At 61.3% G+C, this 18,408-nt stretch carries 13 protein-coding genes and 1 pseudogene; 4 read left to right on the plus strand and 10 right to left on the minus strand.

The features are described 5' to 3' along the window. Positions 1 to 125: 125 nt before the first annotated feature. Together ACIREA_RS08810 and ACIREA_RS08815 are read left to right on the plus strand one after the other, a co-directional pair. On the plus strand, positions 126 to 1,271 hold the full coding sequence (locus tag ACIREA_RS08810) for a sialate O-acetylesterase (protein ID WP_397381891.1): 1,146 nt from the start codon (positions 126 to 128) through the stop codon (positions 1,269 to 1,271). 47 nt (positions 1,272 to 1,318) lie between these two features. Beyond that, positions 1,319 to 2,728 (plus strand): PQQ-binding-like beta-propeller repeat protein, encoded by a 1,410-nt coding sequence (locus ACIREA_RS08815; protein ID WP_397381892.1) that lies wholly within the window; start codon positions 1,319 to 1,321, stop codon positions 2,726 to 2,728. On the opposite strand, the gene ACIREA_RS08820 is transcribed toward ACIREA_RS08815, so the two are convergent. After that, positions 2,722 to 3,969: an MFS transporter gene (locus ACIREA_RS08820; RefSeq protein ID WP_397381893.1), complete on the minus strand. Its 1,248-nt coding sequence runs from the start codon at positions 3,967 to 3,969 to the stop codon at positions 2,722 to 2,724. The genes ACIREA_RS08815 and ACIREA_RS08820 overlap by 7 nt on opposite strands. A gap of 80 nt (positions 3,970 to 4,049) precedes the next feature. Here ACIREA_RS08820 and ACIREA_RS08825 point away from each other — a divergent pair, with 80 nt between their 5' ends. After that, entirely contained in the window at positions 4,050 to 4,835 is a 786-nt protein-coding gene (locus ACIREA_RS08825; RefSeq protein WP_397381894.1) for a GxxExxY protein, read from the plus strand. A 65-nt stretch (positions 4,836 to 4,900) separates the two neighbouring features. Here ACIREA_RS08825 and ACIREA_RS08830 read toward each other — a convergent pair whose 3' ends face one another. From ACIREA_RS08830 to ACIREA_RS08840, 3 genes are read right to left on the minus strand one after another with little or no spacing between them, the layout of a single operon-like run. After that, entirely contained in the window at positions 4,901 to 5,038 is a 138-nt protein-coding gene (locus ACIREA_RS08830; protein ID WP_397381895.1) for a hypothetical protein, read from the minus strand. 30 nt (positions 5,039 to 5,068) lie between these two features. Next, positions 5,069 to 6,247 carry an enolase C-terminal domain-like protein gene (locus ACIREA_RS08835; RefSeq protein WP_397381896.1) on the minus strand — a complete coding sequence of 393 codons (1,179 nt, stop codon included), beginning with the start codon at positions 6,245 to 6,247 and terminating at the stop codon, positions 5,069 to 5,071. Continuing rightward, positions 6,244 to 7,671, minus strand: coding sequence for a hypothetical protein (locus ACIREA_RS08840; RefSeq protein ID WP_397381897.1), 1,428 nt, complete (start codon positions 7,669 to 7,671; stop codon positions 6,244 to 6,246). The genes ACIREA_RS08835 and ACIREA_RS08840 overlap by 4 nt, the downstream gene beginning before the upstream one ends. A 180-nt stretch (positions 7,672 to 7,851) precedes the next feature. On the opposite strand from ACIREA_RS08840, the gene ACIREA_RS08845 reads away from it, so the two are divergent. Next, positions 7,852 to 9,387 (plus strand): hypothetical protein, encoded by a 1,536-nt coding sequence (locus ACIREA_RS08845; RefSeq protein ID WP_397381898.1) that lies wholly within the window; start codon positions 7,852 to 7,854, stop codon positions 9,385 to 9,387. Positions 9,388 to 9,413: 26 nt separating this feature from the next. Here ACIREA_RS08845 and ACIREA_RS08850 read toward each other — a convergent pair whose 3' ends face one another. The 6 genes and pseudogenes from ACIREA_RS08850 to ACIREA_RS08875 form a co-directional block, all read right to left on the minus strand. Continuing rightward, positions 9,414 to 10,421: a Fic family protein gene (locus ACIREA_RS08850; protein WP_397381899.1), complete on the minus strand. Its 1,008-nt coding sequence runs from the start codon at positions 10,419 to 10,421 to the stop codon at positions 9,414 to 9,416. 235 nt (positions 10,422 to 10,656) lie between these two features. Further along, the gene (locus ACIREA_RS08855) at positions 10,657 to 12,876 is read right to left on the minus strand and encodes an NADP-dependent isocitrate dehydrogenase (protein ID WP_397381900.1); all 2,220 of its coding nucleotides are present in this window, start codon (positions 12,874 to 12,876) and stop codon (positions 10,657 to 10,659) included. Between the two features lie 157 nt (positions 12,877 to 13,033). After that, complete coding sequence (locus ACIREA_RS08860) at positions 13,034 to 13,507, minus strand: SRPBCC domain-containing protein (protein ID WP_397381901.1); 474 nt, start codon at positions 13,505 to 13,507, stop codon at positions 13,034 to 13,036. 95 nt (positions 13,508 to 13,602) lie between these two features. Continuing rightward, a complete protein-coding gene (locus ACIREA_RS08865; protein WP_397381902.1) occupies positions 13,603 to 15,336 on the minus strand; it encodes a GDSL-type esterase/lipase family protein in 1,734 nt (577 codons plus the stop codon). A gap of 248 nt (positions 15,337 to 15,584) precedes the next feature. Continuing rightward, positions 15,585 to 17,936, minus strand: a complete 2,352-nt coding sequence (locus ACIREA_RS08870) for an alkaline phosphatase D family protein (protein WP_397381903.1) — start codon at positions 17,934 to 17,936, stop codon at positions 15,585 to 15,587. Between the two features lie 57 nt (positions 17,937 to 17,993). After that, positions 17,994 to 18,408: pseudogene (locus tag ACIREA_RS08875) on the minus strand (hypothetical protein); the annotation flags it as partial.

The raw sequence follows: 18,408 nt of genomic DNA on the forward strand, positions 1-18,408 counted from the left end.
AAGCTGGCGGTGCTGCGCCAGGCCACGTGGCGGGTGGAGTGAGGGCGGCTCAAGGAGGAGTGCGCGGAATGAATTCCGTGCTCCTTGTGCAGCATCACCGCCCCGCGCTACATTGCGATCCTGCCATGAAATGTTTTTTGCTCTTGTCTGCCTTCCTCGTCGCGCTGTGCAAGCTGCATGCGCAGACCACCCGACCCGAAGCCGCGCCTGCCCAGCTCAAACTCAACGCACCGCTCGATTACCAGGTCTTTCAACGCAGAGATGCTCGCCAAGGTAGCATCACGATCTCCGGCGTGTTTGCACAGATGCCCAAGGAGGTCTTGGTGCGATCCGTGGTGAATGGACAAACCAGCGGCTGGACACCGCTCAAGGTAGCGATCAATGACTTGTCATTCAGCTCAGGATTTGAACTGCCCGCAGGTGGCTGGCACCGGCTCGAACTTCGCACCCAACTGAATGGCAAGGTGATCGAAGAAGCGACGGTCGAACACGTCGGCATCGGTGAGATTTTCATTGTCGCCGGTCAGTCAAACTCGGCGAACCACGGTGAAGAAAAGCAATCCACGCAGACAGGTCGTGTCTCCGTCTGTGATGGTCGGCGCTGGCAGCTTGCGAACGATCCGCAGCCCGGCGCCAGCGGCCAGGGCGGCAGTTTCATGCCGCCGCTCGGCGATGCACTGGTGAAGAAATTCAATGTGCCGGTCGCCTTCATCCCCTGTGGTATCGGAGCGACCAGTGTGCGGGAATGGCTGCCGAAAGGCGTGCCGTTTCCGCAACCTCCAACGATCGAATCCCGTGTGCAGAAGCTCCCCGGCGGTGGGTGGGAAAGCAACGGCACGGCCTATGCCAGGTTGCTTCAGCTCATGCAGAACGCCGGCCCGCATGGCTTTCGCGCCGTGCTCTGGCATCAGGGCGAGAGTGATGCGAACCAGAGGGACCCAAACCGTACACTGCCAGGAAAGCTGTATCGCGAGTATCTGGAAAACATCATTTCCAACTCCCGCCGCGACATCGGCTGGAAGGCCCCGTGGTTTGTCGCACAGGCCAGCTACCATGTGCCTGGAGATGAAGGCTCCCCCGACATCCGCTCGGCACAGGCATCCCTGTGGCGAGACGGCGTCGCTCTCGCAGGGCCGGACAGCGATGCCCTCAAGGGCGAACTTCGCGAGCGACAGGGCAAGGGCGTGCACTTCAGCGGCGCAGGCCTGCGTGAGCATGGCAGCCGTTGGGCCGCTCAAATCATTCCTTGGCTGGAGCGGGAGTTGAAATGAAGTGTTCTACGCGAAAGACTCGGGCCTGCCGCCCGCTTCTTATGTCCATGCTCCTGCGCCACTTTCTGATCTCCACGCTTTTCATCACCTCCGGCTTTGCTGAATCCAACTGGCCGCAGTTTCGGGGTGAGGGTGGGCTTGGGCTCGGCACTGGGAAACCGCCGGTGGAGTTTGGAGCGGAGAAGAATTTGAGATGGCAGGTGGAGGTGCCGTTTGGGCATTCGTCGCCATGCATTTGGCAGGACAAGATCTCGCTCACGGGGCTGGATGGCGGCAAGCTGGTCACGATTTGCCTGAGCCGGAAGGATGGGCATGAGCTGTGGCGTGCGGCGGCGCCGGCGGAGAAGGTGGAAGGCGCGCACCGCATCGGCAGTCCGGCCACGCCGACCTGCTGCACGGATGGTGAGCGCTTGATCGCCTACTTTGGCTCTTACGGCGTGCTGGCGTATGACTGGAATGGCAAGGTGCTGTGGCAGAAACCGCTGCCTGCGCCGATCGTGGAGTTTGGCACCAGCGCCTCGCCCATCATCGCGGATGGCAAGGTGATCATCGTGGCGGATCAGGATGTGGGCAGCTACATGATCGCGCTGGATGTGAAGACGGGCGAGCCCGTGTGGCGAGTGGATCGCAGCGAATTCCGCCGCAGCTTTTCCACCCCGTTCATCTGGCGACATGACGGCATTGAGGAACTCATCGTGAGCGGATCGCTCCGGACGCGCAGCTACGATCTCAAGGACGGCAAACTGCGCTGGTCTGCCAGTGGCATGGCGCGCGTGTCCAACACCAGCCCCATTGCGGTGGGCGATGTGCTGATCGTCTGCGGTTGGAACGCGGGTGGGGATCCAGACGATCGCGTGGAGATGGAGCCGCATGAAGCCTTCCTCGCCGCGCATGATGCCGACAAAAACGGTCTGCTGAGCGAGAAGGAGTTTCCTGAGGGACCCTTGCGCGACCGCTTCACCATCATCGACGCGGACAAAAACGGCACGGTCAACCAGGCCGAGTATGACGCCATGCGCGACATCTTCGCCAAGGCGGCGAACCAGCTCTTTGCCATCAAGGCCGGTGGCAGCGGCGACATCACGGACACGCACGTGATCTGGCGGCAGACGAAGCAACTGCCGTATGTGTTTTCTCCGGTCATTGCCAATGGGCGCGTCTTCACCGTGAAAGGTGGCGGGCTCGCCTCTGCGTATGATGCGAAGAGTGGCAGCCCGATCTTCCAAGCCGAGCGCCTGGATGCCTCTGGCGAGTACTATGCTTCTGCGGTGACTGCCGATGGCCGTGTGTATGTCACTTCGCAGCGCGGTGTGATCTCCGTGCTCGATGCGTCGAGCGACACGCTGAAAGTGCTGGCGAAGAACGACCTCAAAGCGCCTGTGTTTGCCTCACCTGCGATTGTGGATGGCGTGATCTACGTGCGCACGAACAAGCACTTGTGCGCGTTTGGTCACTGAGAGATGCGCTCATTTCGAATCAGCAGCCAAAACACGGCGGCAATGATGTAGAGAGCGCCAAAGCCTGCCAGCACGGCATTCCAGCCACCGGCGTGGGCGAGCAGCCAAGGCACGAGGATGGGGAATGCTGCGGCGCCCAGATTGCCGCACATGTTGGTCGTCGCGCTGAGCGTGGCCACATGGGGTCCGCCGATGTTCATCACGGTGGCGCCGAGGCAGGGGTTGGCCGTGGCGGCGCAGAACATGCCCGCACTGATCACCAGTACGGCGATCACCGGATTCGCGACGAACCAGGCGCAGAAAATCAAGCCTGCACACAGCAGCAGGGCGGTGGCGGTCAGGCCCTGCCGCGCAAGGCGCTGGCTGCCCGTCCGACGCAGCAGCACATCTGAGAGCAGGCCGCCGGCCATGCAGCCCGTCACATCGGCCAGCAGCGGCAGCGTGGTGAGCCAGCCGGAGCCGAGGATGGTCACCCCGCGTTCCTCCTGCAGGTAGGTGGCAAACCAGCTGGCAAAGAAAATGTACCCTGCCGCACGGCAGAACTGCTGGAGGCACAGGCACCACAGCGCCGGACTGCGCAGGAGCAGCCCCCAAGGCACGCGCGGAGTTTCCGCTGCTTCATGCGGGGCGTCCTGCTCAATCTGCGCACGTTCGGCGGCATTCACCGCCGGGTGTTCCGCCGGCCGGTTCCGGTACCACACCGCAAACCACGCCGCCCACAGCACCCCGGGCACGGCATACCACACGAACATCCAGCGCCAGCCGATGCTCACCACGAGCCAGGCCGTCAGCGGCGCGGCGATGATGCTGCCCACGGACATGAAACCGCTGAACGCGCCGGAGGCGGAGGCCTGGGCCGTGCGTGGAAACCAGCGCGCCATCACCGTGGTGCCCACCGGCACCAGTCCTGCCTGCGCCATGCCCATGAAGGCGCGTGCACCCGTCATCACGGCCAGATTTCCCCATGCCAGGCACGCCGTGGCCAATGACCACAGCACGCCATACAGCGACAACGACCAGCGCGATCCCAGCCGCTGCGCCAGCATGGCCGCAGGGATCTGGCACAGCGCATACGGCCAGAAGAACGAGCTCATGAGCATGCCCGACTGCTCCTTGGTGATGCCGAGCTCCGCACGGATGGTGCTCTCAGCCGGCCCCACGCCATTGCGCGTGAAATACGCCAGCGCCGCCCCCGCGCAGATGCCTGCGAGGACGATGAAGCGGGTCCGGGTGGGTTTCATGGTAGAATGATGATGGGTAAAATGATTTCCAGGTAAGTTCTTTTCAAAACATCCTCGTACCCGACATCATTTTACCAACCATGCCCATCGAAACATCCATTCCTATCCATTGCATTAGTCAGCAGGAGTTTCACGAGATTGACGCGCGAATGATGGCGCATGCTTTTGACATCCAAAATGAGTTTGGACGATTGCTCGACGAGGTCATTTACAAGAAAACACTGGCCGAACGCTGCATCTCTGATGGCATGCCGACCAGACGAGAGGTGGGCATCCGTGTGGAACACAAATCGTTCGCCAAGGAATACTTCATCGACCTTTTGCTGTGTGACAGCACGGTCATCGAAGCCAAAACGGCCAAAGAAACCCTCGCAGCGCATCGCGGCCAGGGAATCAATTACCTGCTGCTTGCTGGAACGAAACACGGCAGCTTGGTGAACTTTCGTCCACCGCGAGTCGTGCGGCATTTTCTCTCCACACGTCTCACGCACGATATTCGCCGCACATTTGAAACCATGGAATCAAACTGGCCGTCCGATGAGGCGTTTACGAACCTGCGAGATGGTGTGATTGAACTGGGCCGGGACATTGGCCTGGGCCTCGATCTACCTCTTTATCGAGAGGCCATATCGCATTTGATGCAAAACACCCGGCATCTTGTGACATTGAAGAATGGGAATTCATTGGTGGGCCATCACGAGATGACATTGCTGACACCCGATGTGGGCTTGGCGATAACGGCCCTGAATGAAACGGGCGACTTTAAAATCCATCTGCATCGCTTACTGGCTTTGACGCCTCTGTCAGGCATTGCCTGGATCAATTTGAAACTCAGTGAAGTGCGTTTTGAACACCTCAAAAGGTAAAATGATGGCGGGTAGAATGATGTCTTCTGAAACCATCAATCCGAATCATTTTACCCTTAATCATTCTACCAGTCGGCCACGCCACCGTCGGGGCTGAACTCGCGCAGCACGATTTCCTGCTGGATTTGAAACTCGGCGAAGTGCGCTTTGAACACCTCAAAAGGTAAAATGATGGCGGGTAGAATGATGTCTTCTGAAACCATCAAATTCGAATTATTTTACCCTTCATCATTCTACCAGTCGGCCACGCCACCGTCGGGGCTGAACTCACGCAGCACGATTTCCTGCTGGAAGGGATGCTTTTTCACCTCTGCTTCGTTGATCGTGATGCCGAGTCCGGGCTTGGTGTTTGGGCGGACGATGCGGCCTTGTTTTTCGATGATGAACCCTTCCTCCACCACGTCCTGTCGCCATGGCACATCGTTGTGGACGGTTTCGCAGATGATGTAGCTCGGCTGTGAAAAGCCGAACTCCAGCGATGCGGCGGTGCTGACAGGTCCCTGCGGATTGTGCGGCGCGAGGGAGATGCGGTGAGCCTCTGCCAGCGCGGCGATGCGCTTGGCTGCGCTCAGTCCGCCGCAGTGGGTGATGTCGAGCTGGCAGATCTCCACCGCGCGTTTCTCAAACATGTCCTTGAAGGCCTCCAGGTTCGTCACGCGCTCGCCACTGGCCACGGGTGTGGTGAGTGCGGCATTGATGCGGGCGAGTCCGTCCACGCATTCGGGCCAGCAGGGCTCTTCGAAGAAGTAGAGGCCGAAATCATCGAGGGCTTTGCCGAACTTGAGCCCCATTGCGGGAGAGGGCCGCGCATGGCAGTCCACCATGATGTCGATGTCTGGCCCCACAGCCTCCCGCATCGCGGCCACGGCGGCAGCTGCGGCGCGCACGGGCTTCTGGCCTTCGATGGGCATCGTGCTGGGCACCGCCATGCTCTTGAAGGCGGTGTAGCCATCCGCCACGGCAGCCTGCGCCAGCTCGGCGAAGCGTTTGGCGTTGTCGGCGGGCGTTTGATAAAAGTCCTCCATCTTGCCGCCACCGAGGTGGCAGTAGGTGCGCACAAAATCACGCACTGGACCGCCGAAGACCTTGGAGAGCGGCATGTTCGCCACCTTGCCCACGATGTCCCACAGCGCGAGATCGATGCCTGCGATGGCCGTGGCGCGCACGATGCCGTGCCCATGCCAGAAGTGCTGCCGATACATCACCTGCCACAGGTACTCCACCCGCGTGGGGTCTTCGCCGATGAGGAGATGCGACATGTCTTCGATCGCCCCGACAATGCTGCGTGTGTGCCACTCCAGCGTCGCCTCGCCCCAGCCGATGAGACCGGGCTGGTCCGTGACGACCTTGACGAAGATCCAGTTTCGCATCCGCGCGTGGCAGACGAGTGTTTCGATGGCGGTGATTTTCATGGGTCGATGTGTTTGGAAATGGATTCGATCAGCTGCTCCAGACTGCCCGCCACGACGACGGCAATGGTCTCCTGATAGATGCCGGTGTCGTAAATCTCACGCGGTGGCAGGTAGGAGGCGCCCCAGTCGGCGGCGATGGTGGCCACGAGGACGACTTTATCCGGAAAGCGGCGGCGCAGTTCGGTTTGCAGGAGGCTGTAGCTCTCTCCCTGCACGCCGACCCACACCGCATCGCCCATGTGCCAGACGACGACTTGCAGCGGGTAGCGGTCTCCGGGCGGCAGCTGGTGGAGACGATGCAGCAGGCGGGTTTTGCGCTCGCTCATCGCACGGCAGTCGGCCGCGCGGGGCTCATCGCCAGCGGCGCGTGCGGCGGCCTCGGCGGCTTGGAATTGATCGAGTTCAGCCTGCACCTGCGCCACGGTGGGCTGGCCGGGACGATAGTGCAGCGGTTCGTGCCAGCGCTGGAGCTTCCACTCGGCTTTGGTTTCCAGATCGATCTTCTCGTGCTTCCACGCGCCGAGGGTCGCGCCGGAGACGACGGGACCCTGATAAACGAAGGTGGTGCCTGCGGCGGGCAGCGCGGTGAGGGCCGAGAGCGTGGCGTAACCCAGCTCGCGACCATTGCGATCCGCGACGGCGGTGTCGCCGACGAAGCCCTCGCGCGGACCGAGTTCGCCGCTGGCACCTTGCAGAAAGAGGCAGGGCGCAGTGGTCTCGCGCTCCACGAGCTCGCGCATTGCGCCGATGTAGTCGGGGCTGATGAGGGTGTTCTCCCACGCGAGCGTGGTGGGATGGCAGGCGTAGTTCACGATGCTGGCGAGCATCCGCCCGTCATCCGCCGTCACCCGCGCCACGATCACGCTGTCATCCGCAGGCACGCCGGGATTGTGACCGCAGATGTACTGGCTGCCGTCCCAGAAATCGCGCTGCGTGGCGAGGCTGCAGCGGCCACGGCCATATACGATGCCGGCTGGCACCAGCGAGGCGAGGCATTGCTGCACGAGCTGGCCTGCTTTTTCGCCCAGCGCATGCAGGTAGGGAGGGATCAAATCGCCCCCGGGCAGCGCGGCGCGGTCCAGCCCCATGAGGCCTGCGCCGTGGGTGTGGGAGAAGACCACGAGCACCTCCTCCTGTGCCACACCACCTGCAGCGGCGGCTTGAGCAACGAGCTGCGCATGCTCCGTGGCTCCCATCACGCAATGATCCAGCGCGAGGAGGATCTGCCGCCCATTTCCTTCCATGGCCGCAAACACCGCCACCGTGGCTCGCAGCGGCCGGTGCACCCCGGTGGCGCGCTCATGCTTCGCCGCGCCCCACATGCGGTGGTAGATGTCCGCTGGAGGTGTGATGTCACACCACGCGAGCGCAAAACGGCATCGGCTTTGCGGTGTGGGGTCTTCGGTGCGGGAGGGCTGGCGCATGAGACTTGGTAGAATGATGAAGGGTAAAATGATGGAAAGGCCCGAATCCTTCAAAACATCATTTTACCCGCCATTATTTTACCGCCGGCTGCTTCGCTCTGCCATGAAGCTGTCTGCCTGTTCTTCTGGTCTGTTTGTCACACCAGAGATTATTTTACTCTCTGGCTGCGTAGTTCTGCCATGAAGCTGATTCTCTTCTCCTGCCTAGTTCTTTGCTCCTTCTCTGCATTTGCTGCCGACGCCATCGACATCGGCTCCCGTCGCGAGCTGTTTGTGGATGATCTCTTGATCGACAAACTGAGCGGCAAGGCGGAACAACTGCTGCATCATCCGCAGATCCAGGAGATCGCGCTGGTGCATGACCTGCCGTGGGAGGGCAGCGGCAGCGGGTATCACAGCGTCTTTAAAGATGGCGACAAGTACCGCATGTACTACAAGAGCTGGCAGCTCACCGTGACGGCACCGGGCAAGGTGAACACCGGAGAGCATCCGCTCTTCACCTGCTACGCGGAGAGCGATGACGGCATCCACTGGCGCAAGCCGGAGCTGGGCCTGCATGAGTTCAAGGGCTCGAAGGCCAACAACATCGTCATTCCCCATGGCAAGATGGGCAAGGTGGACCCCGATGGCGGTCATCCCGCCGTCTTCAAAGACGAAAATCCCGCCGCACCTGCGGATGCGAAGTACAAGGCCATCGTGCGCTCAAATTCGCCGAAAGGACTGCTCGCGCTGAAATCTCCCGACGGCCTGCGCTGGTCGCCGATGGCCGATGCTCCTGTCATCACGGACGGCGCGTTTGATTCTCAGAACCTCGCGTTCTGGGATGCGCACAGCGGCCAGTATCGCGCCTACTGGCGCTACTTCACCGGCGGCACCACGGATGAAAAGAACTGGAAGCCCACGGGGGATCGCGCCATCCGCACCGCGACTTCGAAGGACTTCATCCACTGGGAAAACCAGCACGATCTGAGCTACGTCGATTCACCCAGCGAGCAGCTTTACACCAACCAGGTGAAGCCCTACCACCGCGCGCCGCATCTGCTCATCGGTTTTCCCACGCGCTACACTGAGCGTGGCTGGTCCGACAGCATGCGCGCGCTGCCCGAGCGCGAGCACCGCGAATGGCGCTCCAAGGCCAGCGACCGCTACGGCATGGCCATCACCGAAGGGTTGTTCATGGCCAGCCGCGACGGCGTGAAGTTCAAGCGCTGGAACGATGCCTTCCTGCCGCCCGGCATCGAACGCCCCGGCACTTGGAATTACGGCCATCAGTACATCGCGTGGCATCCTGTGGAGACGAAGTCAGCGCTCGAAGGCGCGCCCAATGAACTCAGCTTCTACGCCACTGAAAGCTACTGGACCGGCAAGAGCAGCCAGCTCCGCCGCTATACCCTGCGCCTCGACGGCTTCGTCTCCATCCGCGCTCCGATGAGCGGCGGCGAGCTGATCACGAAGCCGATCACCTTTACCGGCAAGGCGCTCACGATGAACTTCGCCACCTCTGCAGCGGGTGGCATTCAGGTGGAGATTCAAGACGCCGCTGGCAAACCCATCCCTGGATTCGCGCTCGCCGATGCGCAGTCCACCTTCGGCGACTCGATCGACCGCACCGTGACTTGGAAAAGCGGTGGTGATGTGAGCTCACTCGCGGGGAAAGTCGTGAAGCTGCGTTTTGTGCTGAACGATGCGGATTTGTACTCGATCAAGTTGGAGTGAGGCCAGCTTACCCAAATTGCCTCGGGTCATGATTTCTTGAGAGAATAGCGACCTGTCTTCTTGCCACCGATCTTCTCGATCATGCCAGCCTTCAGCAGGGGGCGCAGCAGATCCATGGCTCCCTGTCTTGAAACGCCGAGTGCCTCCCACAACTCCGCTGGGGCCATGCTGCCGTGGTCGGACAGCAGCTTCAACAATTGCTCCTGGCGAGGACGCAGCACTACCTTTTCAGGTGTTTGGCGGCTGAAGGTTTGCACACGCAGCCACGTGCGCTCCAGCGTCTGGTGCAGACCTGCAGCGCAGTACTCCAACCAGCCGGACACGTCCTCTCCAGCCAGCCTCACCGCATTCAGGGCGCGGTAGTAGCCCGGACGGTCTTCCCAGTAGTATTCATCCACGCTGAAAATGTGGTGGCTGTCGAAGCCGCGCCGGTACAGCTCCCACAGCCCCAGCGCACGGCCTGTTCGTCCGTTACCATCGGCAAAGGGATGGATGTGCTCAAACTGATAATGCAGGATGGCGGAGCTGAGCACCGGAGACAGCTCAGTGGACTTGGTGTTCCACCATTCGAGCAGTTCAAACATCAGTGCGGATACATCCGCCGCCGGAGGAGGAACATGACGTCCCACACGCACAGCGATGGTGCGGTAGCGGCCCGCCTCGCCCTGATCCATGACGGTGTCGGCGAGCAGCCGATGCAGCTCAAAGATGTCCTCATGCCGGATTTTCTTCTTCTGGGCATTTTTTTCCACATAGCGCAGCCCCGCGAAGTAATTCAGCACCTCGCGGCTGGAACGCTGATCCGCCGCTGCCAGTTCCCGCCCTTCCTCCAGCGCACGCACCTGCTCCAAGGTCAGCGGATTGCCTTCGATGGCCGTGGAAGCATGGCCATTGCGCGTGCGCGTATCTTTCTGCAACGCAGGAATCCAAGACAAAGCCACCGCCGCACCCTGAATGCGCTCCCGCAGCATGGCGATCTCCTCCACCAAGGAAAGCAGGCGGGTGCTGATGGTGAACTGCGGTTCGTAGGCCATGCAGATAAGTCAAGCATGAGTCAAGTTATCAGTCAAGAAGACCGTCGTGACAGCAAATTCGACGGCACTGGCACCGCTCGGCTGGAGGTCATGGCTGCCGTGATGCGAGTGCTAAGCGTTGCCACGCCCTTCAGGTCATGCAATTTGGTGGCGCAGCGTTTGAGATGCCAATCAAGTGAATGAGCCTGCACCGTCGCAGACTCATCCGCATCATCTTGTTACCAGGCGGAGGCTTTTACACCTTCGCCAAAATCGCATTGAACGTCGCGCTCGGGCGCAGCGCTGCATCGGCCTTCGCGAGGTCGGGCTTGTAGTAGCCGCCGACTTCGACGGGGTTGCCTTGGACGGCGAGGAGTTCGGCGACGATCTTGGTTTCGTTGGCGGTGAGTTCTTCGGCGATGGGCTTGAAGTGGGCCTGGAGTTCAGCATCGGCGGTCTGGGCGGCCAGCGCCTGCGCCCAGTAGAGGGCGAGGTAGAAGTGGCTGCCGCGGTTGTCGATGGTTCCGAGCTTGCGGCCGGGGCTGCGGTCATTTTCGAGGAACTTGCCGGTGGCGGCGTCGAGGGCGTCTGCGAGCACCTTGGCCTTGGGCAGGCTGAAGTTTTCGGCGATGTGCTCGAAGCTCGGGGCGAGTGCGAAGAACTCGCCGAGGCTGTCCCAGCGGAGGTAGTTTTCTTCAAGGAACTGCTGCACGTGCTTCGGCGCGGAACCGCCGGCGCCGGTTTCAAACAGGCCGCCGCCGTTCATGAGAGGAACGATTGAGAGCATCTTGGCGCTGGTGCCGACTTCGAGGATGGGGAAGAGGTCGGTGTTGTAGTCGCGCAGCACGTTGCCGGTGACGGAGATGGTGTCTTCGCCTTTGACGATGCGCTCGAGCGAGAAGGTGCAGGCGTCGGCAGGGGTCATGATGCGGATGTCGAGGCCGCTGGTGTCGTGATCCTTGAGATACTTCTCCACCTTGGCGATGATCTGGGCGTCATGGGCGCGGGCCTTGTCGAGCCAGAAGATGGCGGGCACGCCGGAGGCGCGGGCGCGTTTGACGGCGAGCTTCACCCAATCCTGGATGGGAGCGTCCTTGGTCTGGCAGGCGCGCCAGATGTCGCCAGCTTCGACGGCGTGCTCAAGGAGCACAGCGCCTGCGCTGTCGGTCACGCGCACGGTGCCGTCGGCGGGGACTTCGAAGGTCTTGTTGTGGCTGCCGTATTCTTCGGCGGCCTGGGCCATGAGGCCCACGTTCGGCACGCTGCCCATGGTCTTGGGGTCGAGTGCGCCGTTCTTTTTGCAGAAGTCGATCACGGCCTGGTACACACCGGCGTAGCAGCTATCAGGGATGACGGCCAGCGTGTCTTGCTCCTTGCCGGCAGCGTTCCACATCTTGCCACCGCCGCGAATCATCGCAGGCATGGAGGCATCGACAATGACGTCGCTCGGCACATGCAGATTGGTGATGCCTTTGTCGCTGTTCACCATGGCCAGCGCGGGGCCGTTGGCGTAGGCGGCCTGGATGTCGGCCTCGATCTCGGCCTTCTTGTCCGCTGGCAGCTTGGAAACCTTCGCGACGAGATCGCCGAAGCCGTTGTTCAAATCGACACCGATTTCAGCGAACGCAGCGCTGTGCTTCTCGAGGAGGTCCTTGAAGAACACGCGCACCGCATGGCCGAAGATGATGGGATCGCTCACCTTCATCATGGTGGCTTTCATGTGCAGGGAGAAGAGCACGCCGTCCGCCTTCGCCTTGGCGATCTGGCTTTCGATGAAAGCAACGAGCGCCTTCTTGCTCATGAGCGTGGCATCGATGATTTCGCCGGCTTTGAGCGGGGTCTTGTCCTTCAGCACCTTGGTGGTGCCGTCCTTGGCGATGAACTCGATCTTCACGTCCGTGGCGGCAGGCACGCAGACGGATTTCTCGTTCGAGAAGAAGTCATCCTTGCCCATGGTGCCCACGCTGGTCTTGGAATCAGCGCTCCACTTGCCCATCGAGTGCGGGTGCGCCCTGGCGTAGTCTTTCACGGCCTTCGGCGCACGGCGGTCGGAGTTGCCCTCACGCAGCACGGGATTCACGGCGCTGCCCATGACCTTGGCGTAGCGGGTCTTGATGTCTTTTTCGGCGTCGGTCTGCGGATTTTCGGGGAGGCTTGGCACGGCGTAGCCTTTGCTCTGCAACTCGGCGATGGCGGTCTTGAGCTGCGGCTGGGAGGCGGAGACGTTCGGCAGCTTGATGATGTTCGTGGTGGGCTCCAGGCAGAGCTTGCCGAGGTAGGCGAGGTCATCGGACTGCTTCTGCGCATCCGTCAGGAAATCGGGGAAATTTGCCAGAATGCGGCCTGCCAGGGAGATGTCGCGCGTTTCGACCGTGATGCCAGCGGGCTTCGTGAAGGCCTGCACGATGGGCAGGAACGAAAAGGTGGCCAGCAGGGGAGCTTCGTCGGTCAGGGTGTAGATGATCTTTGCGGACATGATTTGGAGGGGAATTGAGAGCGTAAGAGCTAAACGCGACCACGCTGCAACGCAAATCCAAGGTGCGCAGCTTCTGTGTCTGGCGCACTGAAAACAAGAGAAGCGGACCCCCCTGGGGCCCGCTTCTCCGCAGTCGTTGTATAGGTAATGCGCTGACTCAGCAAGCGGGCGCAGGCTGCCCCGTGAGCAGCGAGTCGATTTTGTCCATGCAGGCCCCCCAGCCCTGGCTGTGATTGCCCCGGCTTTCGGCCGATGGGAAGCCGGTGTGGGTCAGGCGCAGTTCGGTTTGATCGCCAATGGCTTTGAACTCCACCGACACGACGGATTCGCAGTCCGCCCAGTCTACATCATCTTCATACTTCCAGGTGTAGGCGATCTTTGTCGGCGGTGTGATCTCCCGATAGATGCCGGTGACGTTGAAGGCCTCATCGCTTTCCAGCCCGCGTGCTTCGATCCGGTAGCTGCCACCGACGCGGAAGTCGGCGGTGCAGGCAGTGACCTTCACGTGGCCGCAGCCAAACCATTGGGGGATTGACTCGGCGGAGGTGAAGGCGGCAAACACGCGCTCGCGCGGGGCTTTGAAAAGGCGTGTGAGTGTCAGGGTGTCGTTTTCAGTGGCGGTGGCAGTCATGGGCGTTGGGTTTGTGTGGCAGGCTGGGCACAAATGGTTAACCGAATGGTTTAATAATCAAGCGCAAATTTCGGCCATTCATGGTTGCCTAGGATTTACCGTACAGCATCACGGATCGCTGGCACCAGCAGCTCCGCGACGAGCTGCTGTCCGAGGTCATTCGGGTGCATGCCGTCCAGCAGCATGCCCTCGATGGTGGTCTGGTGCTTGGCTGCGAACTCCGGGTAGGCCGCGCGGACATCCACCAGCGGCACTTTCAGCTCTGTGGCGAGTTTGCGCAGCGCGTCGTTGTAACCTGCGAGTGTGGCGGAGTCGAAGCCGTCTTCGGCAGCGGGGTTGTAGGGCGGTTTGCCATACACCTCTTTGAGCTTGGGCGTCCAGCGCAGCAGATTGGTCGTCATGAGAATGACCTGGGCCTTCGCCTCCTGGGCGGCGGCGATCATGCGGCGCAGATTGCTGAGGTATTCGGCAAGCGGCACGCGAGGCTCAGTGGCGGGCGGGTTCCGCCACAGATCCACGGCGGAGTCATTGATGCCGAACTGCATCACCACAATGCGTGGCTGGTACTTCAGCACGTCGGTTTGCAAACGCTTGAGCGCGTCCCGCGTGGTGTTGCCGCCGATGCCGGCATTGTGCACGCCGAGCGAGGAGCCGATGCTTTGCAGCATTGTCTCCACCCGCGTGGCATACACCTTCAGGCTGCCGCGTGGCGCGGTGGTGGAATCGCCAAACATGACGATGCCGCCGGGTTTGGGCTCCGCCTTGGGCGGCGGGACAAAGACAGGGATCTCGCCTGCGCCGAGATCTGCCGTGTTGATTTTCATGCGCAGGCCGCCCTGCATGGTGGTGATCCACAACTCACCCGGTTTGCGCTCGTAAAGGTAGGGATAGGACACGCGGCCACCCGGCACGTAATTCGCCGCCACGATAACGGGCTTGGACCATGTGGCCGCTTCATTGTCTGAAAATGCAAGTGACAGCTCCACTCGGCTGGAGCCGCTCTTCGGATCATGCCTCGGCGGTGCATTCCACAGCAGCGCGATGCGGCCATCGCTCAAACGCGCCATTTGCGGGCAGCAGGTGACGGCGGCGATCTTCGTAGTTTGCAATCCGGTCCACTTCAGACCATCACGCGAGGTCGCCTCCCACAGAAATCCTGACTCCGTGCGCAGCAGCAGGTAGAGCGAGCCGTCCTTGCGCTCAATGACCGTGCCTTCGAGAGAGCCCGCGTGATCATGCGTGCCGACACCATAGTCGAGCATATCGCCGCGCTGCCAGCTTTTGCCGAGATCGTCTGAGGCCCACATGACCGTGGCATGCCGCCACTGCGGGATGATTTCCTGCCCCACCAGCACGATGCGCCCCGACTTCATTTGAATCATCGAGTGGATGCAGCCGCACCATGGCGTGCTGAGCAGCACGGGTTTCTCCCACGTTTTGCCATCGTCCGTGCTGCGGCAGGAATAGGTGGGCAATACGAAAGCCTTCCAGTCCACGCCCGGTTCACCCCAGTGCCAGCCTTTGGGCTCCTTTCTTTCCGCACCGTTCATCCAGGCGGAGATGATGACACCTTCGCGGGTGCGCAGGAGCGCGCGCTCGTTGCTGACGTTGAACTTCGCCGGTTCGGCGAACAAGGGCGTGCTGCTCCAGGTGCGGCCTTCATCTGTACTACGCAGTGTGTTCTTTGAATCAATGCACAGCACGTCGCCGTCTGCCGTGGTGACAAACGGCCCTTGATGCGTGAAGGGCAGCGCCGCCGCCTTGGGATGCAGCTTGGCTGGCTCAGCGGCGAAGGCGGTGGCGGTGAATAGCAGCAGGAAGAGTCTCATGGTGGTGTTCTTCTACGCGCCGAATTACCGGCCTCGTACTTTTGACATTTTGAAGCAGGTCTGCTCGGAAGTACGATGGGCACTCCTGCCCGTCGATCAGCGACACCGCTGGCAGGCACGTTCCATCGTGGCCTCAAGCCAAGGTGCAGCTGCCTCGGTCTGCCATGGCGATGTGGCAAGCTGACTCGGAAATCGTGGGTTTTGGTGGAGCGCTGATCGACGGGCAGGAGTGCCCATCGTACCTGTCCTTACACAATCACATTCTCTCCGCGATTCTCCTGCTGTTGCAGCGTCACAGGCCAGCCCGGAAACTGATTGGTGGGCTTGCCGTCGGTGGCATCAATAAGGAAGCGGAAGGACTCGATGAAGTAGGTCTTCTTCACCGTGTCGAAGGTGATGAAGCCGAAGCCGCTGCCTTTCTCGTGAGCTTTCTCGTAGCGGTTCGCCGCCTGGCCGACCACGGGGTTGCCCACGGCGTAGACGTAGGCCTTGTTGCCAAGGCCTTCGATGAACTCGCCCGTGTCTGGCAGACCATGTTTGGGCCGGTTTTCATGCGGCATCTTGAGTTCATCCGGCCGCCACCAGCGCGGGTAACCGGCGGAGATGGCGGGCGTGCAGAAGGACCAGTTGCTGTCGCGCTGCTTGTCCACGCCGTACTGTGTCAGCGTGGTGAGATGCTGGTCGCCATTGATGTGCAGCGCCATGGAGGGGCGCATGATTTCCACCGCACGATTGCGCGGTGTCTGTGGCCAGCCGCCGGAATCGAGATCCGCCTTCAGATACCCATCCGGCCCGCCGTGATGCGTCGCCACATTCGCAAACACTGTCTGACTCAGCATGGCCTTCAGGGTGTGCCCGCGCCAGTCCTGCGCCCACTTTTTGAGAAACTCTTCCTGGCGTTCTCCCAGCAGCACGAGACCCGGTTTGTCGAGCTTCGAGGTGTCAAAATTCGCATCAGGCACGTGGTCTGCGCGGCCAGCGCCAGTCTCCACATGCTCTGGGCCGCTCTTCCACTGGCGGTCGGCGATGATCGCGAAGCTCACGCCGCCATAGACCATGTCGCCATAATAAACGCTGATGTCCTGCTGCACCGGCTTGGGCTCATACGCATCCGGGTGATGCGCCACATTCGTCTTGTGCACCGCATTGACCATGCGCGCGGGTTCGATGTACCCGCCCTTGGACGATGCGCCCGTATCGCCCACGTCCATCTTCTTGCCGCCCTCGCCCCAGATGTTGCCTTGGAACACATCGTGATCATCCGGCAGGCAGAGCGTGGGTGCATTGCGCATGACCTCGCGGAAGGCCCATCCATGCTGGTAAAACTTGCGGAGGTAGTTCAGGATCGCGGGCTCTGCGGGTTCGCGGATGATGCCAAAGCCGCCGTGGTTCTCATAGATCTGATCGCCGGAGAAAAAGACGAGATCAGGATTGAGCTTGAGCAGATTCTCCGCCACTGGCGCGTAGGGGAAGCCGTAGTCGTTCTGGCAGGTCAGCGCCGCCATGCGCAGCGGGCGGCCTTCGGGGTTGGCCTTGATCGTGCCGGTCCACTCGTGCGGCGTCTCGCTGCCGTCCGTGTGCTTTTCGCGGTAGACCAGCTTGTACGGAGTGACCTGCTTGGCATTCCAATTCGGAATGCGGAAGGTCGCCATCCATACATCAGGATCCAGCTTCGCCTCACCGAGCGGTTTCCATTTGCCACCCTGTTGCACTTGCAATTCGACCACCTGACTGTCCTTCGCACCCAGCGGACCCGTGAGCGCGCTGAGCTTCATCACAAAGCCCTCGTTCGTGCGTGAATCGCTCAGCGAATACATGGACCACAGCAGCGGTCCAAACTGATGGTTCGGCGTCACCGTGAAGGCGCTGCCTGCCATGGTCCAGTTTTGAAACCGGTAGCGTCCTCCTCCTGCTGCACCCGCCTTGCCCTTGTTTTTCTTTGCCCCCGCCACAGCACCGGCGGCGAAGTTGTTGGCGATCGAGACATTGCCGAGAATCGCATCTGCATCGAAGGGGTGCGTGATTGTGCCAAGCTCCGCGCCGGAGTCTGCGGCATGCGCCGTGAGTGTCAGAATGCACTTGTCTCCTTCAGTCGCGCCCTTGAGCGTCAGCCGCACCTGTTTCAAAGCGTTGCCGTCTTTGAGCGGAGCGGTCTTTGGGCCCAGAACCAGAGTTTCGCCCTGCCATCCGGCGTTGATGCCCTTCTGCACAAAGCAGTTGCTGCGGTATTCGTTGAGCTCGCTGCGAATGCCGATGCGGAAGCCCGCGCCGCCGTCGGTTTTGCCGATCTCCAGGCGGGTCAGCGTCACGCTCATCGTGAAGTCACCGTTTTGCGTCAGTTGATGCGTCAGTGAGTGCACGCTGCGCCCGCCGCCCATGCTGAGGCACTCCGCACCACCTTCACTCACGCGCCAGTCTTCCATGGGATTCGCCCAGAATTCACCGCCGAGAAATACGCGGTCATGCGTTTTGGCCCAGGCATCGGTTTGAGGTGTCGCTTGCTTCGTCGCAGCTTGGACCGCCGCACGGGTGCCGAGGCCCATGAGCGTTCCTGCCGTCATTAGCTTGAGTCCAGTGCGTCGAGAGATGTTCCGTTTCATGAGTTCGATGCAACGTCAGCAGCCATCACCGCCCATCAGCGAATTTGGATTTTTTACTCAGCTGCCTGCCGGAGCCTCAGCGGCGATGCGACGATAGATTTCCTTCGCGGCCTCATACGCGCGCCTCGCCTCATCCCGCTCTGCCGGAGCGATGTTTTTCTCCCGAACACGCCAGAGCTGCTCGATGCAGGCGAGGCACCACTGCGCGCTGCGGCGTGAGGCTCGGATGGGCTTGTCGGCGACGAGGACATTCACCGGGTTCGTGTGCAGCTGCGGAAACTGCCGCACTGCCACCCAACTGCTGCGCGGGATGGCGGCGCTGAAGGTGATCTCGTGAATCTGATCATCTGCAGGCACTTCGCGTACGGCCACGGGCTGGCCATTGACGATGAGCTCCACCTTGCGTTTGCCGCCGGCATAGGGCTGCGCGGTGGTGGTGTCGTGATAGTTCACCGTGTCGCCGGTCAGACGT

Source organism: Prosthecobacter sp. (assembly GCF_044373815.1).
Classification (GTDB): Bacteria; Verrucomicrobiota; Verrucomicrobiia; order Verrucomicrobiales; family Verrucomicrobiaceae; genus Prosthecobacter.